The 23,227-nt window shown below is 75.6% G+C and carries 18 protein-coding genes, 1 tRNA gene and 1 pseudogene; 11 read left to right on the top strand and 9 right to left on the bottom strand.

What is annotated here, in order from left to right; all coding sequences use genetic code 11:
* Window positions 1-3 precede the first annotated feature (3 nt).
* Window positions 4-843, top strand: a complete 840-nt coding sequence (locus GA0070611_RS11980; RefSeq protein WP_091662651.1) for a metallophosphoesterase family protein — start codon at window positions 4-6, stop codon at window positions 841-843.
* A 27-nt stretch (window positions 844-870) separates the two neighbouring features.
* On the opposite strand, the gene GA0070611_RS11975 is transcribed toward GA0070611_RS11980, so the two are convergent.
* The gene (locus tag GA0070611_RS11975; protein WP_091662648.1) at window positions 871-1,719 is read right to left on the bottom strand and encodes a DUF1028 domain-containing protein; all 849 of its coding nucleotides are present in this window, start codon (window positions 1,717-1,719) and stop codon (window positions 871-873) included.
* A 61-nt stretch (window positions 1,720-1,780) separates the two neighbouring features.
* On the bottom strand, window positions 1,781-2,992 hold the full coding sequence (locus GA0070611_RS11970; RefSeq protein WP_231921431.1) for a low temperature requirement protein A: 1,212 nt from the start codon (window positions 2,990-2,992) through the stop codon (window positions 1,781-1,783).
* A gap of 160 nt (window positions 2,993-3,152) precedes the next feature.
* On the opposite strand from GA0070611_RS11970, the gene GA0070611_RS11965 reads away from it, so the two are divergent.
* From GA0070611_RS11965 to GA0070611_RS11945, 5 genes are all read left to right on the top strand, one after another.
* A complete protein-coding gene (locus GA0070611_RS11965; protein ID WP_091662640.1) occupies window positions 3,153-4,136 on the top strand; it encodes an LLM class F420-dependent oxidoreductase in 984 nt (327 codons plus the stop codon).
* Complete coding sequence (locus GA0070611_RS11960) at window positions 4,133-4,939, top strand: SDR family oxidoreductase (protein WP_091662637.1); 807 nt, start codon at window positions 4,133-4,135, stop codon at window positions 4,937-4,939. The genes GA0070611_RS11965 and GA0070611_RS11960 overlap by 4 nt, the downstream gene beginning before the upstream one ends.
* A gap of 96 nt (window positions 4,940-5,035) precedes the next feature.
* A complete protein-coding gene (locus tag GA0070611_RS11955; RefSeq protein WP_091662633.1) occupies window positions 5,036-6,322 on the top strand; it encodes a sensor histidine kinase in 1,287 nt (428 codons plus the stop codon).
* Window positions 6,310-6,957 (top strand): response regulator transcription factor, encoded by a 648-nt coding sequence (locus GA0070611_RS11950; protein ID WP_091662628.1) that lies wholly within the window; start codon window positions 6,310-6,312, stop codon window positions 6,955-6,957. Before GA0070611_RS11955 ends, GA0070611_RS11950 begins: the two co-directional genes overlap by 13 nt.
* 110 nt (window positions 6,958-7,067) lie before the next feature.
* Complete coding sequence (locus GA0070611_RS11945) at window positions 7,068-7,916, top strand: hypothetical protein (protein WP_091662623.1); 849 nt, start codon at window positions 7,068-7,070, stop codon at window positions 7,914-7,916.
* Window positions 7,917-7,968: 52 nt separating this feature from the next.
* On the opposite strand, the gene GA0070611_RS11940 is transcribed toward GA0070611_RS11945, so the two are convergent.
* The 6 genes from GA0070611_RS11940 to GA0070611_RS11915 form a co-directional block, all read right to left on the bottom strand.
* Complete coding sequence (locus GA0070611_RS11940; protein WP_091662618.1) at window positions 7,969-8,229, bottom strand: hypothetical protein; 261 nt, start codon at window positions 8,227-8,229, stop codon at window positions 7,969-7,971.
* Between the two features lie 33 nt (window positions 8,230-8,262).
* Window positions 8,263-10,734, bottom strand: a complete 2,472-nt coding sequence (locus GA0070611_RS11935; protein WP_231921430.1) for a transglutaminase domain-containing protein — start codon at window positions 10,732-10,734, stop codon at window positions 8,263-8,265.
* On the bottom strand, window positions 10,710-11,861 hold the full coding sequence (locus GA0070611_RS11930) for a DUF58 domain-containing protein (protein ID WP_091662614.1): 1,152 nt from the start codon (window positions 11,859-11,861) through the stop codon (window positions 10,710-10,712). Before GA0070611_RS11930 ends, GA0070611_RS11935 begins: the two co-directional genes overlap by 25 nt.
* A 6-nt stretch (window positions 11,862-11,867) precedes the next feature.
* Entirely contained in the window at window positions 11,868-12,863 is a 996-nt protein-coding gene (locus tag GA0070611_RS11925) for an AAA family ATPase (protein ID WP_091662611.1), read from the bottom strand.
* 28 nt (window positions 12,864-12,891) lie between these two features.
* Complete coding sequence (locus tag GA0070611_RS11920) at window positions 12,892-15,519, bottom strand: fibronectin type III domain-containing protein (RefSeq protein ID WP_091662606.1); 2,628 nt, start codon at window positions 15,517-15,519, stop codon at window positions 12,892-12,894.
* Window positions 15,520-15,669: 150 nt separating this feature from the next.
* A complete protein-coding gene (locus GA0070611_RS11915; protein WP_231921498.1) occupies window positions 15,670-16,533 on the bottom strand; it encodes a hypothetical protein in 864 nt (287 codons plus the stop codon).
* Window positions 16,534-16,795: 262 nt separating this feature from the next.
* On the opposite strand from GA0070611_RS11915, the gene GA0070611_RS31300 reads away from it, so the two are divergent.
* Window positions 16,796-17,902, top strand: coding sequence for a hypothetical protein (locus tag GA0070611_RS31300; protein ID WP_167604382.1), 1,107 nt, complete (start codon window positions 16,796-16,798; stop codon window positions 17,900-17,902).
* Between the two features lie 785 nt (window positions 17,903-18,687).
* Here GA0070611_RS31300 and GA0070611_RS32235 read toward each other — a convergent pair.
* A pseudogene (locus GA0070611_RS32235) lies at window positions 18,688-18,981 on the bottom strand (tetratricopeptide repeat protein); the annotation flags it as partial.
* A gap of 99 nt (window positions 18,982-19,080) precedes the next feature.
* Between GA0070611_RS32235 and GA0070611_RS11905 the strand changes: the two are divergent.
* The 4 genes from GA0070611_RS11905 (at window position 19,081) to GA0070611_RS11890 (ending at window position 23,225) form a co-directional block, all read left to right on the top strand.
* Window positions 19,081-19,164 (top strand) — tRNA-Leu (locus tag GA0070611_RS11905).
* Window positions 19,165-19,678: 514 nt separating this feature from the next.
* Window positions 19,679-20,602 (top strand): NAD-dependent epimerase/dehydratase family protein, encoded by a 924-nt coding sequence (locus tag GA0070611_RS11900; protein ID WP_091662602.1) that lies wholly within the window; start codon window positions 19,679-19,681, stop codon window positions 20,600-20,602.
* Window positions 20,599-21,903 carry a lipopolysaccharide biosynthesis protein RfbH gene (gene rfbH / locus GA0070611_RS11895; RefSeq protein ID WP_091662597.1) on the top strand — a complete coding sequence of 435 codons (1,305 nt, stop codon included), beginning with the start codon at window positions 20,599-20,601 and terminating at the stop codon, window positions 21,901-21,903. Before GA0070611_RS11900 ends, rfbH begins: the two co-directional genes overlap by 4 nt.
* The gene (locus tag GA0070611_RS11890) at window positions 21,900-23,225 is read left to right on the top strand and encodes an NDP-hexose 2,3-dehydratase family protein (protein ID WP_091662592.1); all 1,326 of its coding nucleotides are present in this window, start codon (window positions 21,900-21,902) and stop codon (window positions 23,223-23,225) included. The genes rfbH and GA0070611_RS11890 overlap by 4 nt, the downstream gene beginning before the upstream one ends.
* The last annotated feature ends 2 nt before the right edge of the window (window positions 23,226-23,227 follow it).

Below are 23,227 nucleotides of genomic sequence, written 5' to 3'. Positions count from 1 at the left end.
ACCATGACCGCCGGCCTCTACGCCGTCAGTGACCTGCACGTCGCGTACCCGGAGAATCGGGAGATCGTGCGGAGCCTGCGGCCGCGCGCGGAGGGCGACTGGCTGATCGTCGCCGGCGACGTGGCCGAACTCTTCGCCGACGTGAAATGGGCGCTGACGCTGCTCAGTGAACGCTTCGACAAGGTCGTCTGGGCCCCCGGCAACCACGAGTTGTGGACCCACACCCAGGACCCGGTCCAGCTGCGCGGCGAGGCCCGCTACCGGGCGCTCGTGCAGCTGTGCCGCGACGTCGGCGTGCTGACCCCCGAGGACGACTACCCGGTCTGGACCGGCGCCGGCGGGCCGCTGCGCATCGCGCCGCTCTTCGTCGGCTACGACTACTCGTTCCGCGAGCCCGGCGTCACCAGCAAGGCCGAGTCCCTGGCCCGGGCCCACGCCGCCGGGGTGGTCTGCGCCGACGAGGTGTTCCTGCACCCCGACCCGCACCCCAGCCGGGACGCCTGGTGCCGGGCCCGGGTCGCGCTGACCGAGGCCCGGCTCGCCGCCACCGACCCGGCCGTGCCGAACGTCCTGGTCAACCACTACCCGCTCGTACGCACCCCGACCGACATCCTGCGCTACCCGGAGTTCGCCCAGTGGTGCGGCACCACCCGCACCGCCGACTGGCACCGCCGCTTCCACGCCGCCACCGTCATCTACGGGCACCTGCACATCCCCCGGGTCACCTGGCACGACGGGGTGCGCTTCGAGGAGGTCTCGGTCGGCTACCCGCGCGAGTGGCGGCCCCGTGGGCGGCCCGACTCCTGGCTGCGCCCGGTCCTGCCCACCCCGGCCCGGGTCTGACCGCTGCCGGCGGACCGGCGGGGGCGGTCAGGCGTCGACGGCCGGCGCGGTGCGGCGCAGGTGGTCCAGCACGACCGGGTCGATCCGGCCGGGCACGATCCGCTCCTCCAGGTTCTCCACGCCGCCCCAGGAGGCCAGCGCCTCGTCCAGCCCGGCCGGCCCGACGGGGTGGCCGACGGCGGCCAGCAGCGCGCCGACCTCCTCGGCCAGCGACCCGGTGAGGTCCCGCAGGGTGGCCGGGTCCGGCCGGCCGAAGAGCATGGTGTGGATGTCGAGCAGCCGGCCCAGCTCGGTCACCGGGTCGCCGTGGTCGTCCACCCGCAGGTCCACCAGCTCGTCGCCGGTGCCCGCGTAGCCGCCCCGACGCTGCACCACCAGCAGGGCGGCGCTCTGCCGGCCGCGCCGGTCACCGCCGGCCCGGTCGCCGGCCCGCAGCGCCGCCAGCAGCCGCTGCGGGAACGGCAGGTCGCCGCCGCCCAGCCAGGCGTCGCGTACCGCGTCGATGACCTGCGGGCCGGCCAGGATGTTGCCCTGCGCGGCCCAACCGTCGCCGGCCTGCCCGCCCGCCCACGGGTGGCAGCGCGGCCCGGTCCAGCTCGCGCCGTCGCCGCTCACCCCGACCACGCCGAGCTGCCGGTCGTCGCGGCCCGGGTCGGCGGCGACCAGGCCGGACACCACGTCCGCGGCGGCCACTCCGGTACGCAGCAGCGCCAACCCCTGCGCCCGGTACGCCAGGTTGGCGTGCGCCTGGCTGGCCAACGCCCCCACCTCGGCCTCGGCGGCCGGCACCAACGCCCCGGCGGCGAGGAACTTGCTGGCCACGGCGACCCCGTGCAGCAGCCCGTCGGCGGAGCGGGCGACGATCGAGAAGGTCACCTGCGGATGGTAGCGCCGGCACCGGCCCGCCGGCAGCGTCGATCGCGGTCCGGTCCGGGACTCAGAACGGCGGGGCGGCCTTCTCCGGCGGGCGGCCCCAGGCCCGGCGCGCGTCGGCCACCGCCACCGCGAGCAGCACCAGCGCGGCGGCCGCCGCCGCGTACAGCGGCGCGTGGTGCACCAGCAGCGGCAGCAGCGCCAGCAGCACCAGGATCGCCACCCAGCGCGACGGCGACACCCGGCCGAACACCTCGTACTCGAAGCGGGCCCGGCCGGCCAGGAAGACCGCCGGACCGCCGAGGACCATGGTGATCCACGACGCCTCGTTGTGCCCGGTCGGGTGCTCGCTGACCAGCTCGTAGCCGATCGCGGTGGCGACCACCCCGACGATCATCACCAGGTGGGTGTCGGCGGCGGAACGGCCCACGGCGGCCGGGTGCCGGGCGTGGGTGACCGCCTCGGCCAGGATCTGCCCGGCCCGCTGCACGTAGATGCGCCAGAGCAGGATCGAGGTGACCAGCGCCGCGGCGAACGCGCCGGTGTGGGTCAGGCTGAACGGGTCGCGGCTGTACGACACCCCGGCGACCAGGATGGTCTCGCCCAGCGCGACCAGGAAGATCTGCTGGTAGCGCTCGGAGAGGTGCTCCCCGTGGATGTCCCAGCGCGACACCGTCGAGCGGCCCAGGAAGGGCACCGGCCAGCCGAAGCGCTGCCCCAGGTACTCCAGCAGCAGCGCGATCGACCAGAGCACCACCCGCGGGTTGGTCGACACGAACGCGCCGGCGATCCAGAACACCCCGGTCACGCAGAAGGTGATCAGCATCCGCTGCTTGAGCTGCCGGTACTGCTTGCGGCGCAGGGCGAGCAGCAGGATCGCGGGCCGGACCACCTGGGCCACCACGTACGCGATGGCGAACGCCAACCCGGTCTTGCTGAAGGCCCGGGGGATCGCGATGCCCATCACCATGCTGCACACCAGGGCGGTGATCACGATGGTCTGCAGCCAGATGTGGTGCGGGTCGTAGCGGCTGGTGGTCCACGCGGTGCCCTGCCAGAGCGCCCAGAGCGCGAGCAGCAGCAGCAGGGTCTTGCCGCCGCCGGTGAACGCCTGCCAGGCGCTGGCGTACCCCTTCTCCAGGGCCAGGTCCTCGAAGGCGCGGGTGCCGATGCGGGTCAGCGCGAAGACGTAGACCAGGTCGAAGAAGAGTTCCAGGAAGGTGGCACGGCCGCCCTGGTCGGCGGGCAGCAGGGCCTTCGGCTCGTCGATGCGCACACCCGTCCCCCCGCCCTCGGCCCGGCCCTCCCGCAGTCGTAACACTCTTTCCGGGCGTGGCGGCGGGCATCGGGCAGATCGCCCCCGTCCGGACCGCTGCGGGATCTTGCTACCGGCGGGTCGGGACGGGCACGATCGACCGGTGACGAACCGATGGGGCATGACGGTGCCGCTCGCCGGCATCCCGCTGGCCGACCACGAAGCCGTCTACGCGGCCCTCGAACAGGCCGGCTTCACCGACCTCTGGTCGTCGGAGGTGGCCGGGACCGACGCGTTCACCCCGCTGGCGCTCGCCGCCGCGTGGCGGCCCCGGCTGCGCCTGGGTACCGCGATCACCCCGGTCTTCACCCGAGGGCCCGGGCTGCTCGCGATGAGCGCCGCCGCCCTCGCCGAGGCGGCCCCCGGCCGTTTCCAGCTCGGCATCGGCGCCTCCTCGCCGGTGCTGGTCCGCGACTGGAACGCCGGCCGGTTCGACGAGCCGTTCAAGCGCACCCGCGACGTGCTGCGGTTCCTGCGCGCCGCGCTGCGCGGGGAGACCGTCGACGAGGTGTACGACACCTTCACCGTCCGCCGCTTCACGCTGGAACGCCCGCCGGCCGTGCCGCCGCCGGTGCTGCTGGCCGCGCTGCGCCCCGGCATGCTGCGGCTCGCCGCCGCCGAGGCCGACGGGGTGATCCTGAACTGGCTCTCCGCCGACGACGTGTGCACCGCGCTCGCCGAGCTGGGCGAACGCCGGCCGGCCTTCGAGGTCGCCGCGCGGATCTTCGTCTGCCCCACCGAGGACGCCGACCACGCCCGCGCCCTCGGCCGCCGGCTGATCACCGGCTACCTGACCGTGCCCGCGTACGCGGCCTTCCACCGCTGGCTGGGCCGCCAGGAGTCGCTCGGGCCGATGTGGGCGGCGTGGGCGGCCGGCGACCGGCGGGGCGCCTCGGCGGCCGTCCCGGACGAGGTCGTCGACGCGCTGGTGCTGCACGGCTCACCCGAGCGGTGCCGCGACCAGGTCCGCCGGTACGCCGACAACGGGGTGGACGTACCCGTGCTGGCGCTGCTGCCCACCCCGGAGCTGACGGCCGGCGGCGCGGCGGCACTGGCCGGGCTGATCCCCCGGCTCGGGCCCGGCGACGCGGGGGAGGGCCGATGAACCTCACCGACCGGGTCGCGGTGATCACCGGCGGGGCCGGCGGCATCGGCGCGGCGCTCGGCCGCCGCTTCGTCGCCGAGGGCGCGGCCGCGGTCGTCCTGGCCGACCTGGACGCCGACCGGGTCCGCGCGGTCGCCGAGCGGATCGGGTCGGCCGCGCGCGGCGTCGCGCTCGACGTCACCGACGCCGCGCAGGTGCGGGCCCTGGTCGACGACACCGAGCAGCGGTACGGGCGGATCGACCTGTTCTGCGCCAACGCCGGCGTGGCCACCGGCGGGGGAGTGGAGGCGCCCGACGCCGACTGGGAGCGGGCCTGGCAGGTCAATGTGCTCGCGCACGTGCACACCGCCCGGGCGGTGCTGCCGGCGATGCTCCGGCGCGGTGGCGGCTACCTGCTGTTCACCTGCTCGGCGGCCGGGGTCCTGACCGCCGTCGGTGACGCCCCCTACACCGCGACCAAGCACGCGGCGGTCGGTCTCGCCGAGTGGCTCGCCGTCACCTACCGGGACGCGGGCATCAAGGTCAGCGCCCTCTGCCCGCAGGGCGTGGACACCCCGATGCTCGCCGACGGGCTGGCCGCCGGGCACCTGGGCGCCCGGGTGATCGCCGCCTCCGGCGCGGTGCTCAGCCCCGACCAGGTCGCCGACGCCACCATCGCCGGGCTGGCCGAGGAGCGGTTCCTGATCCTGCCGCACCCGGAGGTCGCCACGTACGCCCGCCGCCGCGCCGAGGATCCCGACGGCTGGCAGGCCGGACTGCGCAAACTCGTCCGCCGGCTACGGGCCGCCGGCGCGGACTCCTGACCCGCCGCGATACCCGGTCCGGGTATGGCTGGCCCTACCAGGAGACTCGGTGCAGACTCCTGGTTCGGGCCGGTCGTGCTCACCTAGCCTGGGCCCATGACGTCGTCCACCACGCTGCTGCGGGCCGTGACCCGGCCCCGGTTCCTCGCCTCGGCGTGGCCGTGGCGCGGAGTCGCCTACAGCGCGACCACGGCGGTGGCGTCCGGTCTGCTCTGGCTGCTGCTCGCGCTCCCGCTGGCCCCGCTGGCCGTGGCCGGCTGGGTGCTGCGGGCCCCCCGCACCGGCCCCGACCAGGGCAGCGCACTCCGCTCGGGCACCGACCTGGTCGTCGCGGCCGTGCTCGGGGTGCTCGGGGTGGGCCTGCTCGCGCTCGTGGTGCCGCGCCTCGCGCTGGCCGTGGCCGGCGTCGAGCGGTGGCGGCTGCGGCTGGCCGACGGCGGCGCCACGCCGCCGCGCCGGCACGGCAACCTCTACACCGACCCGGCCACCTGGCGCGCGGTGGCATACCTGCTGCTGCTGGGCATCGTCGCGCCGATCTGGCTCGGGGTGCTCGCCGTCGTCGGCCTGCTCGTGGTCTCCACCCCGGTCGCGGTGCACCACCGCGCGGTCACCATGGGCTCTGTGGACAGCGCCGCCGGGCGGGCCGCCCTCGGCCTGGTGCTGATCCCCGTCCTGCTCTACCTGACCGCGGCGTTCGGCGGCGCGCACGCCGCGCTGGCCCGGATGCTGCTGCGCGCCGAGCCGGACCAGGCCGCCGCCGAACTGGTCGCGGTGACCCGGTCCCGGGCCCGGCTGGCCGACGCGTTCGACGTCGAACGGCACCGCATCGAACGCGACCTGCACGACCTCGCCCAGCAGCGGTTGGTGGCCCTGACCGTGCAACTCGGCCTCGCCCGGCTCGACCTGCCGCCCGACTCACCCGCGGCCGGCGCGGTGGCCTCGGCGCACGAGCAGGCCAAGACGCTGATGGTGGAGCTGCGTGACCTGGTCCGGGGGATCAGCCCCCGTACCCTGCGGGAGCTGGGCCTGCGGGCCGCGGCCGAGGAGCTCGCCGCCGGCAGCCCGCTGCGGGTCCACGTCGACGCCGACGAGGGCCGGTTCGCTCCGGCGCTGGAGACGGTGGCGTTCGCCGCCGTCTCGGAGGCGCTCGCCAACGCCGTCAAGCACGCCGCCGCCACCGAGGCCACCGTGACCGCCCGACGGGCCGGCGACACGCTCACCGTCGAGGTACGCGACGACGGGCGCGGCGGCGCCGACCCCACGCGCGGTTCCGGTCTCACCGGGCTCGCCGACCGGGCCGCGGCGGCCGGTGGTCGGCTGCTGCTGTCCAGCCCGGCCGGCGGGCCGACGATCGTACGGGTCGAGCTGCCGTGCGCGTCGTGATCGCCGAGGACTCCGTCCTGCTCCGGGAGGGACTGGTCGGGCTGCTGGGCCGGTTCGGCTTCCAGGTGGTCGCCGCCGTCGGCGACGCACCCGCGCTGATGGCTGCGGTGGACGAGCACCGGCCCGATCTCGTGGTCACCGATGTGCGGATGCCGCCCGGCTTCACCGACGAGGGGCTGCGTGCCGCGGTGGCCCTGCGCGCGGCCCGTCCCGGCCTCGCGGTGGTGGCGCTGAGCCAGTACGTGCAGCACAGCTACGCCGGCGAGCTGCTCGCCTCCGGGCAGGGCCGGGCCATCGGCTACCTGCTCAAGGACCGGGTGGCCGACGTCGCGGAGTTCGCCGACATGCTGCGGCGGGTGGCCGACGGCGGCACCGTCGTCGACCCCGAGGTGGTCCGCCAGTTGATGCAACGCGGCCGCGACCCGCTGGCCCGGTTGTCGGCGCGTGAGCGGGAGGTGCTGGCGCTGGTCGCCGAGGGCCACTCGAACGCCGCGATCGCCCGCATCCTCGTGCTGACCGAGGCGGGGGTGGGCAAGCACATCGGCAGCGTGCTGGCCAAGTTGCGCCTACCGGTCAGCGACGACACGAACCGGCGGGTCCTCGCCGTGCTCACCTACCTGCGCGGCCAACCCTAGGCCGCACCCGCCACCCGGGCGCGTGGTGAGCGCCCGACCGGCGCTCCGGTCACGGCTACTGACCGGCCGGCGCGTCACCGCCCCATCCGATCGAGCGCCAGGAGTCCTCCGTGCCTCAACCCTCAGTCCTCTCCCGGGCGGCCGGCGTTCCCGGGCGCGTACTCGCCGCGCTCGCGGCCGTCGCCCTGGCCCTCGGGGTCGCCTTCGTCGTCGCCCCGTCCCGCTTGGCCGCCGGTGGGTCGGGCGGCGACTTCGACGACCGGCGACAGCTCGTCGACGCCGTCCACGCCGAGTTCGTCGGCTGGTGGCGGTCCGGCGAGGCGGGCTTCCCGCCCGGCCTGCAGCGGGTCGTCGACTACTGGTTCCGGTACCACCTCGCCAAGGCGGTGCTCGCCGGGGCGCTGCTGGTCGTGCTCGGCGCGCTCGCCGTCCTGCTCTGGCGGGCGCTGCTGCGCGCCGGCGGCCTGCCGGCGGGGACGAGGGCGATGCTCGGGGCGGCCGGCGTGCTCGTCACGATGCTCGCGCTGGCCGCGGTGGCGCTGGTGATGGCCAACGTCCAGGGTGCCGCGGCGCCCTTCGCCTCGCTGCTGTCGATGCTGCCGGACGGCCCCGCCGACGCCCGGCTGGCCGTGACCCTGGCGCAGGTGCGCCACCAGTTGACCGACGGCGGCACCGCCGCTGCGCCGGCCGTCGCGGTGATGACCGACGACTTCGCCCGGTACCACGCGGTGCTGGCCGCGCTCGCCGCGACCGTGGCCGTCGCCCTGGCCGCCGTCGGTGTCCGGACGTGGAGGGCGCGGGCGAGGTTCTCCGAGCGGCCGGCCCGGCGGCTGCTCGGGTCGCTCGCCGCCGCGTCGGTGCTGGTCTTCCTGGCCGTGCTCGTCGTCGCGGTGGCGAACACGGGCACCGCGGCCGATCCGGCGCCGGCGCTGCTGGCGTTCTTCGAGGGCGGTTGGTGAGGCCGCCGGGCCAGGTGGGGCCACCGCACCGGCCGACGGATCGCGCCTCTGCTCAGCCGGCGTCGGTCGGTGGGCCGCCGGAGAAGCTGTCCCAGTTGCTTCTCGGCTCGGCGCTGTCCGTCGTGGCCAGGCCGGGCCCGGCCCGGCGGGCGTCGCGGCGCAGCCCCCGGGCGGCCACCCGCGCCGCCGCCAGCTTCTCCTCCCGGGTCAGCGCCCGGGGAGCACGCCGGCGGGTGCGCCACCGCCGGCCGGCGGTGACCAGCAGCAGTGCGAGGAGCACGGTGGCGGCGGCCACCCAGACCGGTGCCGGCATGCGCGTCACGGTAGGACCGGTCGGCAAGTCCGCTCAGCGGCGCCAGCGCAGCGGGCCGGGATGCACCGACCACAGCAGCCGCCGCCAGCCCGCCCGGGCCGCCCGCAGCGCCGACACGTACCCGCCGGCCAGCGCCGCCGCCCGCTCCGCCTGCGCCGGGGTCGCCGTGCCCGGCGCGAACGCCACCTGGTTGAGCAGCGTCGCCAACTCGTCGACCTGCGCGCCGCCCTGCCCGGCCGGTGGCTCGACCGCGCCGCCCCCGACCAGAGCGGCCCGGGCCTCGACCGCGCCGTCCCCGGCCCGAACGAACCCGGCCCGGGTCCCGGCACCATCGTTCCCGGCCCGACCGGCCCCGGCGTCGGCTCCGCCGTCCCCGGCCCGCGCGGCGCGGGCGGCCCGCGCCTCGACCAGGGTGTGGCGGGCCCGCTCGGCCACCTCGGCGGCGGCCAGGTCGTCGCCGGGCGGGTGACCGGCCAGGCGCAGCGCGTCGGTCAGCTCCCGCCAGGCGCCGGCGATGCGCGCTCCGGGGTCACCCCGCTCCAGCCGGGCCCGGGTCAGGTTGCGGCGCAGCAGCGCCAGGCTGACCAGCAGCAGCCCCACCAGCAGCACCGAGCCGCCCACCCCGCCGCCGACCAGCACCGGCGTACCCGGCCCGGACCGGTCCGCGCCGGTCGGGGCGGCCGCCTCGGCCGGGGGCGTGGCGCTGGGCTGCCCGGTCGGCTCGGGCACCTCCGACGGCGGCGTCTCCGGCGGGGGCCGGAAGTCCTGCTCCACCGGGCGGGGCTCCTCGTCCGGCCGGGGCAACGGGTCGAACGGCACCCAACCGAGCCCCTCGAAGAGCACCTCCGGCCAGGCGTACGCGTCCGCCGCGCGTACCGGCCCGTCGGCCTTCGGCTCGAAGCCCACCACCACCCGCGTCGGCAGGCCGGCCAGCCGCCCCAGCACCGCGAACGACGCGGCGAACTGCTCCGAGGTGCCCCGCTGGCCGCCACCGTTGCGCGGTCCGAAGAGGAAGAACGCCAGATTCGGGTACGCGTGCCCGCTCGGCGCCTCCGCCGTCACCCGGTAGTGCTCGGCGAGGAAGTCCTGGATCGCGATCGCCCGCGCGTACGGCGCGCCGTTGTCCTCGGCGAGCTGGGTGGCGAGCTTGCGCAACTGCTCCGGCGCTCCGTCGGCGACCCGCAGCACCCGGGCCACCGCGTCCCCGGCCGGCACGTTCGCCGTGGCGAGCAGGTTCGCGTCCGGGTTCTCCCGCACCGACGTCACCGCGTAGCGCAGCCCCGGCACCAGCCCTTCCGGGCGGATCAGGGTCCCGGTCGCCGGGTCGTACGCCACCCGCGCGCCGCTGACCTCGCGCGGCGTCGGCACGGCCGGCAGCAGCCGGCCGGTCAGGTCCGCCACGGTGATCTCCTGCCGGACCGTGTCGGTGGTGGCCCCCGGCGCGGGCTCGACGGCCGGCAGGATCCGTCCCGCGTTGCGGTAGGTGGCCCCCACCCGCCAGGTCACCCCGTCGTAGTCGCTGAGCACCGCCAGCCGGATCCGCGCCCCGCCCGACGCCGCCCCGCCGGACGCGGTGCGCACGTCCAGCAGCTTCTGGTCCGGGTTCAACGCCCAGCCGGAGATCCGGATCAGCGGGTTCTCGTCCAGCGACTCCACCTGCGGCGGCTCCACGTACCGGCGGGGGTCGACCGGGCGCTCGTCGACCTGGCCGGCGACCACCGGGGCGAGCAGCGCCGCGAGAGCCACCACCACGGCCACCCCGGCCGCGCTCGCGGCGAACAGCCGCAGCCGCACCGCCGCGCGTACCGTCGGGGCCAGCCCGGCCGCCGGGTCACCGGACGCCGGCCGGCGACCCGCGCCGGACGGCGCGGCCAGGCCGGCGGCGGCGACCGCGGCGAAGAGCACCGACGGCACCACGGCCGGGTCGGCGTTCGGGCCGACCACGTAGAGCGCGCCCGCGTACAGCAGCGCCGGCGGCAGGTAGCCCAGCAGCACCCGGCCGGTGCGCAGCGCCACCTCGGCGGCGGTCAGCCCGGTCAACCAGGCGGCCACCACCGGCAGCAGCACCGTGTCCGGCGCCGGCTCCACCGGGATCATCGCGGTCAGCAGCCGGGGAATGGCGTTGCGGGCGGCGTCGGCGGCCACCGCGCCCAGGCCGCCGGGCAGCCCGGCGTGCGCGGCGGCCAGCGTCAGCGACAGCGCCGTCAAGCCGGCCAGGCCGGCCACCGACAGCGGCGCCACCAGCCAGGACGGCAACCGGCGGGCGGCCACCCCGACCAGCACCGACCCGACGGCCGCGCCGACCATCAGCCGGGTCAGCAGCGGGTCCGCGTACACCCGGCCCAGCACCACCCCGGCCAGGGAGATCATCACGACCAGCGCGAGCGGCACCGGCACGGCCCGCAGCGCGCGCGCGGCCCGGCCCGGTCCGGCCGGCGGCCCGTCCGGCACGTCGGTGTCGGCGGGCGCGGGGGAGAGGGTCACCACCGGCGGACCCCGTCCCACTCGGCGGCGAACTGCGCGCCGTCGACCGCGTCCACCACCAGCAGCCCCGCCCCGCCGGCCGGCGTCGGCCCCTCCCCGCCGAACACCCCGACCAGCACCGACGGGTACGCGCCGCGCAGCGCGCCCACGTGCCCCAGGTCGGCGCGGCCGCCCGGCCCGGTGAGGAAGACCAGGGTGTCGCCGAGGCGCTCCTGGCGCAGCCGGCTCATCGCGGTCCGCAGCACGTCCTCCCCACCCTCGGCCAGTTCCACGGCCGCCAGCCGGTCCAGCGCCCCACCCGCCCCGGCCACGTCCTCGGCGGGGGCGACCAGCAGCAGGCTCACCGGCAGATCCTCCCGGACCGCGGCGGCCAGCACCGACGCGGCCGCCTCGCAGGCCGACTCGAACGACTCGGCGAGCCCGTCCACCCGCTGCGGGTGCGCGGCCGCCCGGTTGTCCAGCACCACCACGATGCGGGGCAGGCTGGTGTCGACGTTCTCCCGCACCATCAGCTCACCGACGCGGGCGCTGGTGCGCCAGTGCACCCGACGCAGCTCGTCGCCGACCACGTACTCCCGCAGCGAGTCGAAGGTGATCGAGCCGTGCGGCACGCTGTCGGTGCGCCCGTCCAGGCTGCGGCCCGCCCCGGTCGGCACCGCCCGCAGCGGGTGGATGCGCGGGTGCACCCAGACCGGCACCGGCTCGCCGTAGGAGCGGGCCAGCGCGACCAGCCCCAGCGGGTCGCGGCGGGTCACCCGCAGCGGCCCGACCGGCACCACGCCCCGCCGCTGCGTCGGCACGGGGTAGCGGACCTCGGTGTCGCGGCCGGGACGCAGCCGCAGCAGCGGCACCGGCACCAGCCGGCCGCCGCAGCGGTCCTCGGCGAGCAGGTTCGCCGACCGCAGCCGGCCGGCGTTGCGCACGGTCAGCGTCATCGCAGCCGGCTCGCCCCGGGCCACCCGGTCCGGGTCGGCCACCCGCCGCACCTCCAGCCGGGGTCGCCAGGCGGCCGTGACCAGGGCGTACGCGACGGCCACCGCGGCCGCCGCGCCGAGCACCGTCAGCTCCGGGTACGCGAACCGGAACCCGACGCCGAGCAGCACCACGGCGGCGACGAGCAGCCCGACACCTCGGGCGGTGATCCCCACGCGCGCTCAGCCGTGGGTGACGGCGGGCTGACCCGACGGCAGCGGCACCGGCACCGAGGCGATCGCCTGGCGCAGCACCTCCGCGGCGGTCACCCCGCGCACCTGCGCGTCGGGGGTGAGCAGCAGCCGGTGCGCGAAGACCGGCTCGGCGAGGGTCTTCAGGTCCTCCGGCATGATCCAGCCCCGCCCGTCGATCAGCGCGTACGCGCACGCCGCCCGGGTCAGCGCGATGACGCCGCGGGGGCTGACCCCGACGCGTACCTGCGGGTGGGTGCGGGTCGCCGCGGCCAGCCGCACCGCGTACGCGTACAGCGGCTCGGCGATGTGCACCCGCCGGGCCATCCGCACCATCTCCCCGACGGTCGCGGTGTCGGTGATCGCGGCCAGCGAGTCGGGGGAGCGCACCGTCGCGCCGCGCAGCACCTCCACCTCGACCGCCTCGTCCGGGTAGCCGACGGAGAGCTTCACCAGGAACCGGTCGAGCTGCGCCTCCGGCAGCCGGTAGGTGCCGTCCATCTCGACCGGGTTCTGGGTGGCGACCACCAGGAACGGCTGCGGCACCGGGTGCCGGACGCCGTCCACCGTGACGGTGCGCTCCTCCATCACCTCCAGCAGCGCCGACTGGGTCTTCGGCGACGCCCGGTTGATCTCGTCGGCGATGACGATGTTGGCGAAGACCGGGCCGGGGTGGAACTCGAAGCCCCGGGTGGCCTGGTTGAAGATGGTCACCCCGGACACGTCGGAGGGCAGCAGGTCCGGGGTGAACTGGATGCGCCGCCACTTGCCCTTGACCGTCGCCGCGATGGCCCGGGCCAGGGTGGTCTTGCCGACCCCGGGCACGTCCTCCAGCAGGACGTGCCCCTGGGCGAAGAGCGCCGTCAGCGCCAGCCGGACCACCTGCGGCTTGCCCAGCACGACCGCGTTGACGTTCTCGGCCAGCCGGGCGGCCAGGGCGGCGAAGCCCTGCACCTCCGGCTGGGTGAGCGGTTCGTGGCTGTTCACGGGCGTGGTGCTCCTCGCTGTGGTGCGGTCAGCAGGTGGGCAGCAGGTTGAGGTTGTCGCCGCCGTCGAGGTTGAGCCAGGCCCACGGGATGTAGTTCTTCCCCGAGTACTCGACCTGCACCCACCAGGTGCTGCGCTTGTCGTGGTTGTAGATGTAGGCGTAGACCTCCTCGCCCTGCTTCTTGCAGTACGCCTTCAGCCGGCTGCCGGGCCGGGCCCAGCCGACCTGCTTCGGGTCGTCCTGCCGGGGCACGGAGAAGATCTCGTTGCCGTTGCGGCCGTCGCGGTCCGCGTTGCAGTACGTCGCCTCCGCGCCCGACGAGCCGTTGTTGCAGGTCGCCGTCCCGTACAGCGGGTCGGTCGACTGCGCCCGCGTGGCGGTGTTCCGGCCGGCCGCGTTGGTCGCGGTGACGGTCACCGTGTACGCGGTGCTCGGCGACAGCCCGGTGATCCGCAGGCTGGAGCAGCTGCCGCTGACGGTCTTGCCGGCCGTGGCCGCCGAGCAGGTGGCCTTGCCGCCCCCGGCGTCCACGGTGAACGACACCGTCACCGAGGTGATGTCCGCCGACGAGCCGGTCACCGTGACCCGCGGCGCGGCGACCGTACGCGCCGTCGTGCTGGCCTCCGGGCCCGGACCCGCCTCGTTGACCGCCTTCACCTTCACCGTGACGTTCTGCCCGTTGCCCAGCCCACCGACCGTGGTCCGGGTGTCGGTCACCTCGCTGACCTTGCCGGCCACGTCCACCAGGTACTTCGTCACCGGGCGGCCGTTCTCCACCGCCGGCGTCCACTGCACCGCGACGGTGCCCGGCTGGTCGGCGACCGTGGACGCGCGCAGCTCGGTCGGCGCGGCCGGGGCGGTGAACGGCACCACCGTGTTGCTCACCGGGGACGCCTTCGACCCGGCGCCCTTGTCGCTGACCGCGGTCACCGTGAACGCGTACTGGGTGCCGTACTCCAGCGCGCCGGCCGGGATCACCAGCTCGGTCTTCGCCGACTCGCCGGCCGGGGCGGTGGCGCCGGCCGAGGTGGCGGTCACCGCGTACGTGGCGATGGTGTTGCCCTGGCCGTTGGCGGCCGGCCACTTCACCAGCACCGTGCCGTCGCCGCGCGCCTCGGCGGTCACGCTGGCCGGCGGGTCCGGCACCGCGGCGGTCGGCACCACCGGGTTGCTCCGGCGCGCCGGACCGTCACCCTTGGCGTTCACCGCGTGCACCTCGAAGGTGTACGTCTCACCGTTGGTCAGCCCGGTGATCTCCACCGACCGCTGGTTCGCGCCCACCTCGTGGCGCTGACCGCCACCGGCCACCACGTACTTGCTGATCTCCGCGCCGTTCGCGGCGGCCGCCTGCCAGCTCACGCGCGCCGACGCGTTGCCGGCGGCGGCGGTGACGTTGCGCGGCGCGCCCGGCTTGCCCACCTTGGGCTTCTTCGGCGGCGGCTCCGGCAGCGGGGCCGGCGGCGGGTCGCCGCCGAGCACGTCGTTGGCGTACTTGTTGACCTCGCGGACCTGGTTGCGGTCGTCCACCACCTGGGCGGTCGCCGAGTTCGGCGGGTTGATGAACAGGTGGTTCTCGCGGACCTCCAGCTCCATCGGGCCGGGCCGACCGTTGCCCTTGATGGTGTCGACCAGCTGCCCGTCGGGGCCGAACGAGTAGACCGTGCCGGTGTCCTCGTCGGCGACGTAGAAGCGGCCCGCCCAGGCCACCGCCGGGGTCAACCGGTTACCCGTGCCGGGGACGGTGAACTGCCGCACGTCGGTGCCGTCACGCACCACGTGCACCTTGCGCTCGCCGGTCACGGTGACCGGCACCTGCGGGCCGCTGGTGCGCGCCGGCAGGCTGCCCGGGGCCGAGCTGCTCAGGTTCGCCCGCTTCGTCTGCCCGGCCTGCACCGTCACCAGCGAGGCGGAGGTCCGGTCCAGCACCGCGACACCGTCGTCCAGGGTGGACACCACCAGCTCGTGGTTCGGGTCGGCGACGTCGTACGTCTCGACCTGCTTGGGGCTCACCCCGCCTGCCGGCGCGGCACCCGGCGACTCCGGCAGGTCGGCGGCGGTCACCGCGGACACCGTGCCCTCCCGCGGCACCGCGATCCACAGCTTCCCGGCACCGTCGAACGCGCCGCCGGTGATGCCCGGCGGGTAGTGGATCGGCTCACCGACGGGGGTCAGCGCCCGCGGGTCGAGCTGCCGGACGATGCCCTGCACCGCGTCGACCACGAACGCCGCGTTCTCGTGCAGCGCCACGCTCACCCCGAACCCGGGCGCGGTCGGAGTGGTGGCGGTGATCTGCAGGGTCGCGAGATCCAGCGAACTGACCTGGCCGGTGTTCAGGTCGCGCAGGATCAGCAGCCGGTCGGTCTGGGTCACCTGCATCTGGTGCCGGCGACCGCCCGGCACCTCCATCCGGGTGTCCACCCGCGCGGTGACCCCGTTGACCCGGGCCACCTCGCTGCGGGTGGCGCTCCACAGCCAGGAACTGGCGTCGTAGTTGGCCACCGCGTTGTCCGCGGCACCCAGCCCGAGCACGGTCAGGCCCATCGCGGCCAGCAGCGCGGTCACGGTGCCGATGGTGACCAGACCGCCCCGCATCCGCCGGGATCGGGGTCGGGACGGTGCTGCCCCGGTGCTCGTGACGTCCTCGATGGTGGCCACAGCCGGCTGCCTCCCCAGGTCGGTGGGGGAGGCGTCGCGCGGGCGGCGGCCCTCCCCAGAGCCGGGAGCCATCATAGGGGCCGCCCGGCGATCGGGTAACCCGTACCGTCACCGCTGTGGACACCCAGCGTGTCGTAGGTGGACGACCGGTCAGTTCGGTGCGACCCCCTGGCGGTCCGTGCAGACCTGCCCCGAGGTGGCCACCGTGTCCGTCGAGTAGACCGCCAGCACCGTGAAGCAGTAGTTGAGCTTCGTGCTCATCCCGTTCACCGTGTACGACGTCGACCCGGCCTCCATCGTGATCAGCGGCTGCAGCGTCCGCCCGGCCTGACCGCCGGCCACCATGAACGGCACCGTCCCCTGGCTGGGGTCCGTCCAGGTCACCGTGATCCGGGTGCCGTCGTCGCGCAGTTTCAGGTCACCCGGCGGCGGCCCGCTCACCTTCGGCTTCACCGGACCCGACACCGGAGCGGGCCCCGGCGCCGGCGCCGCGTCGCGGTTGAGCACCACCACGCCGACCGCGATCGCCGCCACCACCGCCACGACCGCCGCGCCGATCGCCACGACCAGCACGGTCCGGTTCCGGCCGCGCGGCTCCGACTCCTCGTCGAGATCCACCGGGTACGCGGGCGGCTGGTGGAACGGCGCCGGTACGTCCGGCCACACCCCCTGCTGCTCCGGGTACGTCTCCGGACCCGGCTCCGGACGGGTCGACTCGGGGAACTCCAGCAGCTCGTCGTAGACCGTCAACGGACGCGGCCGGCCGTCGTCCGGATCCCGCTCCGGTGGCACGGTCGGGTCCACCGGCCCCCGGTCGGCCTCGTCCTCCCGGTCCACCTCGGGCTCCGGGCGCGCCGCCGCCCGCTCGACCGGCTGGGACGGCGCGGCGCTGCTCCACGGCGGGGCGGTCAGCCCCCACGGCGGCACCGGCGAGGCGCTGACCGGGGTGGCGCTGACGGGCGATGCGCTGACTGGCGACGCGCTGACCGGCGCGGCGGGTGGCGGAGCGCTCACCGGCGGCCGCGTGACCGGCGGGTATCCCGTCCCCGGCGGGGCGCTCACCGGAAATCCCGGCGTCGGCCCGCCCTGATACGGCCCCGCCTGCTGCGGACCGCTCTGACGGGGCACGCCCTGATACGGACCGGCCTGCTGCGACCGGTCCTGGTCCGGTCCGGTCCGATACGGGCCGGCGGCGGTCGGCGGTGCCGAGAACGCCGGCATTCCGACCGGCGGTCCGCTGACCGGCGATGCGCTGTGGGGTGGTCCGCTGATCGGCATGGTGCTGCCCGACGGGCCACCGACGGGCGGTGCGCTGACGGGTGGTGCGCTGACTGGCGGTGCGCTGACGGGCGGTGCGCTGACTGGCGGTGCGCTGACGGGCGGTGCGCTGACGGGTGGGCCGCTGACCGGGGGCGCAGCGAAAGGGGTGCTGCTCGTCGGGGGTGGGCTGGTCGGCGACGCCGGGAAGGCCGGCGTGCCGGTCGGGGGCGCGCTCACCGGTCCAGGGACAGCTGTCGCCGTGCCCTGGTGGGAGGCGCGCTCAGGGGCACCGCCGCCCGTCGGTCCGTTGGCCGGGACCGCGCTCACCGGTGGCCCGCTGACCGGCGCGTCCGGCGCTGCCGGGGCGTTCGCTGCGGAGGACCCCGCAGCACGCTCCATCTCCTCCTGCAGCAGCGGCCCGATCTGCTGCACCTGGATCGTCGGCTTGTCCCAGCCGGGAGCCGGGGCGGCGGCCTGCGGCTCGGTCGAGCCGGCGACCGGCGCAGCCGGTGACGACGGCGGCGCCGAGATCGGCGCGGCCGGGGCCGCCGACAGGGGCATGACCGGGGCCGCCGAGACGGGCATGACCGGCGGCGCAGAAATGGGCGTGGCCGGGGCCGCCGAAGTGGGCGTGACGGGGGGCGTCGAGACGGGCATGACCGGGGATACCGAGGTCGGCGCGGACGGCGGTGTTGCCGGCTGGACAGCGTCCGGGGCGGTGGCGGGCGGGGCCGGCGGTGCCGAGACGGGGGAGACCGGCGAAGGCCCGGTGGGCGGTGCGGCGGCGGGGGCCGGCGGCACCGGGATCACCGGTGGTGGCGGCAGCACGCGGCCCACCGGCGGAGCGGAGACGGGCGCCGGCATGCGAGGCGACGGCGGTGCGGTCTCCGGGCCGGGCGGGATCGGCCGTGACCGGCCGGCGGACGGCTGGGGCGGCACCGGGATCACCGGCGCCGGCGGCAGCGGAGCCGAGGGCCGGGCGGGCACCGGAGCGGGTGGTGCGACCACAGGTGCAGGTGCGGGCGGTCCGGCCACCGCCGGCGCACCGGCGGGCGGGTCGGCGACCGGTGCGCTGACCTGCGCGCCCGGCTGGGGCGGGGCCGGCCGCTGCCCCGGCGGGTAGGGCGCGGAAGCCCGTGGGGTCGGCTGCGGCGGAGCGGGGGGAGCCGGGTACGGCGTGGTGGCCGGGTGCGGCGGCCGGGCGACCGGGGGCGCCACGGGTCCGGGCGGCGGGACGCTCCGCCCGGGCGGGGTGGCCGGCGGGGCGTACCGCGGTCCGGTCGCGGCCCCCGATCCCGTCGGCGGCACCGACGGAGGCGGAAGGGGAGCGCCGGGGCGGGCCGTACCCACTGCGGGTGGCCCCGGCACGCCGGGCGGGGGCGGCGGTGGGGTCGCGGTGCCTGGGGGTGGGGGTGCCCACGGCGACGCCGGCTGCGGCACCGGCGCGCCGGTCTGGGGAGCCCATGCCGAAGCGGCCGCCGGTGGGGCAGCGGGCCGATCCGGGGCGGGTGGTGCCGAGTACGGCGGTGCGAGGCGCTGCGGTGCGGCCGATCCCGGTCGGGCGGGCGGCTGCTGGTACGGGGGCGGCACGGCCGGCATCGCCACCGTCGGGCCGGACAGCACCGGGTGGCCCGGCTGGTGCGCGGGAGCGGCGGCGGAGCCGCCGAGGTACTGGCGGGCCGTGCGTACCGCCGGGTGGTCCGGACCGAGCACGGCGGGCCCGACGGTGGCCACGCGGCCGTAGTTGCGGCGGGCCTCGTGCCGGTTGCCGAGTTCCTCGGCCACGCCGGCCAGGTCGAAGCTGAGCGCGAGCATCAGCGGGTCGGCCTCGCCGCGGCGGCGCTCACCGGCCGCGTACGTCTCCTCCAGCACCCGTCGCGCCGCCGCCGGGTCGTCGGCCTCCCGGTGCAGCCGGGCCAGCAGGTGACCGGTGGCCAGCACGTCCGGGTGGTCCTCCCCGTACGCCGGTCGGGCCGACGCGATCGCGTCCGCGAGCAGCCGTCGGGCGGCGGTGAGGTTGCCCGCCGAGCGCAGGGCGAGGGCCTGGTGGTGCGTGGCGGTCAGCGGGGAGGGGTGTGACACGTGAGCAATGCTGCCCGCAACCGGGGCCCGGACGCTACCCGGCCCGAGGGACGTTCCGGGACGGGTTCCGCGTCTCCGCCCTGACCTGCGAAAACTCGATGCGCGACCGGCGATGTGCATGATCCATCTGGGCCGTGTACAGTAATGCCCCGTGCGGCCCACCAGGGCGGCTGACCGGTGAGAGATCACCTCGGCCGACAGGGTAGGCTGGACGAGCAAGTCCGGGTGGCGGAATGGCAGACGCGCTAGCTTGAGGTGCTAGTGCCCGTATAGGGCGTGGGGGTTCAAGTCCCCCCTCGGACACATACCATTGCCCCAACGGTACGCGCTGAGATCCACTTCAGCGCGTACCGTTTGCATTTTCTGGCTGGTAGTCGGCGTACCCCGGATCCAACGGGTTGCGGAACAACTCGGTCAGGAAGTCCGGCTTGAGCCGGAGACCGAGTTTGCCGATAGACCTCGGCCTGACCGGCCGGGTCGACGTCACGGAGCACGGTGGTGATGTCGCCGAGCATGGTCACCAGGGCCAAGCTCTCGCTCGGCTCATCCGGCCCGGGGTGGTGCCCGCGACGGCGCGTAGGTCGGCTTCCGCGCGGGCGCGTTCGGTGTCGGTCTGCCCGACCAGCCTCCGACCCCGACGGATGGGCGCCCGCGACGAGGGCGGCGCGGTAGCGCTGCAGCTCGACGTCGCACTCGGTGATGATCGCTTGAGCTGCGGTGTGCGTGGCAAGTGGACGATGCAGGATTCGGGCGTCGGCCATCGCGGTGTGGACTCCGGTGAGAGTTCCCGGCGCGGACAGCGCCGTCGCCCCGGAACGTGCCGATACGCCTCGATCACCCGGTGGTCCGCCCACGGCTCGGGCCAGCACAGCGTGATCGTCGCCCAGCCGGGCGACGATCCGGGCGGCCGCACATCAGGGAGGGATGGGCCCCCGGTGGTTCCGCCGGACACGCGTCAACTGCCGCCGGCCGGGCGGACCTCGGCACGTTCCTGCGGGCGCACCGGCCCACCCTCGTGGTCAACGCGGCCGGCGTGGTCTGGCAGTCCGACGAGCGGCGCATGCGCGAGGTCAACGTCGCGTTCGTGCGCCGGCTCGTGGACGAGCTCGGCGTGCTGGCCGGTCCGCCTCGGCTGGTGCAGATCGGCAGCGTGCACGAGTACGGCCCGGTGCCCGAGGGGACGGCCCTCGACGAGGACACGCCGCCGCGGCCGGTCGGACCGTACGGCACCACCAAGCTCGCCGCCACCCGATCGGTGCTGGACGCGGCCGACCTGGACGCCGTGGTGCTCCGGGTCGCCAACGCGTGCGGCCCGGGCGCCCCGCCGGAGAGCCTGCCCGGAATGATCGCCCGCCACCTCGCGGCCGCCGAGCCGGGTCCCCTGCGCCTGGCCCCGCTGCTGGCGTACCGCGACTTCGTCGACGTCCGCGACGTCGCCGCCGCGGTCGTGGCCGCCGGAGCGGCGGAGGCCGGCGGCCGCCTGTTCAACATCGCCCGGGGCGAAACGGTGCCGGTGCGTCACGTGGCAACCCGCCTGATCGCGCTGAGCGGCCGGCACGTGCGCATCGTCGAGGAGCCCCCACCGGTGCGCGCGCGCACCGACGCCCCCTGGCAGCGGGTGCTCATCGACCGCGCGGTGCGGTCGCTGGGCTGGAAACCGGAACGAGACCTGGACGCCTCCCTGCGGGACCTGCTCGCAGCGCCCGGTCAGCCGAGACACGACAGCGAGGGACGACAATGAGTGTGCACAGACAGCTTCTGCTCGACGAGGTCCGCAAGTACCACCAGGACACCGTCACCGACGCCGGCTTCGTCCCGGGGGTCACCGAGATCTGGCCGTCCGGCGCGACGCTCGACGAGTCGGACCGCGTCGCCCTCGTCGAGGCGGCGCTGGAGATGCGGATCGCGGCCGGGGTCAGCTCCCGCAAGTTCGAGTCGCAGTTCGCCCGCACGATGAAGCGACGCAAGGCGCACCTGACCAACTCGGGTTCATCGGCCAACCTGCTCGCCGTCTCGGCCCTGACCTCACCGGCGCTCGGCGACCGGCGGCTGCGGCCGGGCGACGAGATCATCACGGTGGCCGCGGGCTTCCCGACCACGGTCAACCCGATCCTGCAGAACGGCCTCGTCCCGGTCTTCGTCGACATCGAACTCGCCACCTACAACACCACCGCGGATCGGGTGGCGTCCGCGATCGGCCCCCGCACCCGCGGCATCGTCATCGCGCACGCCCTCGGCAACCCGTTCGAGGTCGAAGAAATCGCCGGGCTGGCCCGCGACCACGGGCTCTTCCTCGTCGAGGACAACTGCGACGCGGTCGGCTCCACCTATCGTGGTCGGCTCACCGGCACCTTCGGCGACCTGTCCACGGTCAGCTTCTATCCCGCGCACCATCTGACGATGGGCGAGGGCGGCTGCGTACTGACCGCGGACCTGGGGCTGGCCCGGATCGTCGAGTCGATGCGCGACTGGGGCCGGGACTGCTGGTGCGAGCCGGGCGAGAACAACAAGTGCCTGAAAAGGTTCGAATACCAGATGGGTACGCTGCCGGCCGGCTACGACCACAAGTACATTTTCTCGCACGTCGGGTACAACCTGAAGACCACCGATCTGCAGGCCGCGCTCGGCCTCACCCAGCTCGCCCGCCTCGACGAGTTCTGCGCGATCCGCCGTCGCAACTGGCGCCGCCTGCGCGAGAGCCTCGACGGCCTGCCCCACCTGCTGCTGCCGGAGGCGACCGTGGGCAGCGACCCGAGCTGGTTCGGCTTCGCCATCACGGTGGCGCCGGAAGCGCCGTTCCGGCGGGCCGAGCTTGTCGCCTTCCTGGAGGATCGCAAGATCGGTACGCGCCGGTTGTTCGCCGGCAACCTGACCCGGCACCCCGCCTACGTCGACCGGGACTACCGGGTCGTCGGCGACCTGCGCAACAGCGACATCGTCACCGAGCAGACCTTCTGGGTCGGCGTCTACCCGGCCCTCACCGAGGAGATGATCGACTACGTCGCCCTCTCGGTGTCCGAGTTCGTGGTCGGTCACGGGTGAGCGCGGCCGACCTCGCCGAGCGGATCGCACGGTCGGCCCGGCAGCGGACCGAGGGCGCCGAGGTGCGTACGGCCGACGTGCTCGACTGGCTCGGCGACCGGCGCCGGTCCAACGGCTTCCGGGTCGAGCCGGTGCCGTTCGACGCCCAGGAGGACTGGTCGTTCGACCCGGTCACCGGCAACCTGCGCCACCGCAGCGGCGGCTTCTTCGCCATCGAGGGCCTGCGCGCCACCGTTGACGACGACCCGGCCGCGCGGTGGGAGCAGCCGGTGCTCCGCCAGCCCGAGATCGGGATCCTCGGACTGCTCGCCAAGGACATCGACGGCGTACTGCATCTGCTCGTGCAGGCCAAGATGGAGCCCGGCAACCCCGGACTGGTTCAGCTGTCGCCGACCGTGCAGGCGACCCGCAGCAACTACCTGCGCGTGCACCGCGGCGCGCGGGTCCGCTACGTCGAGCACTTCACCGCCGAGCACCGCGACACCCTCGTCGACGTGCTCCAGTCCGAGCACGGCTCGTGGTTCTACCAGAAGGCCAACCGCAACATGGTCGTGGAGACCACCGCCGACGTGCCGGCGCACGAGGACTTCCGCTGGCTCACCGTCGGCCAGCTCGGCGAGCTGCTGCGCCACGACAACGTCGTCAACATGGACGCCCGTTCCATCCTCGCCTGCCTCGGCGCGGCCACCACGCCCGATCCGGAGCTGCTGTTCTGGATCACCGCCGAGCGTAGCCGGCGCCGCCTCGCGACCGAGCGGATCCCGCTGTCCGAGGTCGGCGGCTGGGTGCGCGAGGCCGACCGCATCACGCGGCCCGACGGCCGGTTCTTCCGGGTCGAGACGGTACGGGTGGAGGCCGGCAACCGGGAGGTGAGGAGCTGGCACCAGCCGCTGTTCGCACCGGTGAACCGGGGCGTCTGTGCGTTCCTGACCCGCCGGGCCCCGGCCGGCCCGCAGGTGCTCGCGGCTGCCCGCGTCGAGGGTGGCTTCCGCGACACGGTCGAGCTCGGCCCCACGGTGCAGTGCCAGCCGGACAGCCATCCCGTACCGCCGCCGTTCCTCGCCGCGGTGCTCGGCGCCGCCCCCGACCGCATCTGCTACGAGGCCGTGCACGCCGAGGAAGGCGGCCGGTTCCGTGACGCCGAGAGCCGGTACCTGTTCGTCGAGGCCCCGGACGACGTCGCCGCCGCCGAACCGCCGCCCGGCTTCCGCTGGGTCGCGCCAGAGCGCCTCTCCGCCCTGCTGTGGCACGGCAACTACGTCAACGTCCAGGCCCGTACGCTCCTCGCGTGCCTGACCACCGGAGCGGCAGAGGTGTGGTGACA

Origin of the sequence: Micromonospora auratinigra, from assembly GCF_900089595.1 — a bacterium.
GTDB lineage: Bacteria > Actinomycetota > Actinomycetes > Mycobacteriales > Micromonosporaceae > Micromonospora > Micromonospora auratinigra.
This window is presented reverse-complemented; position numbering and strand designations above follow the sequence as displayed.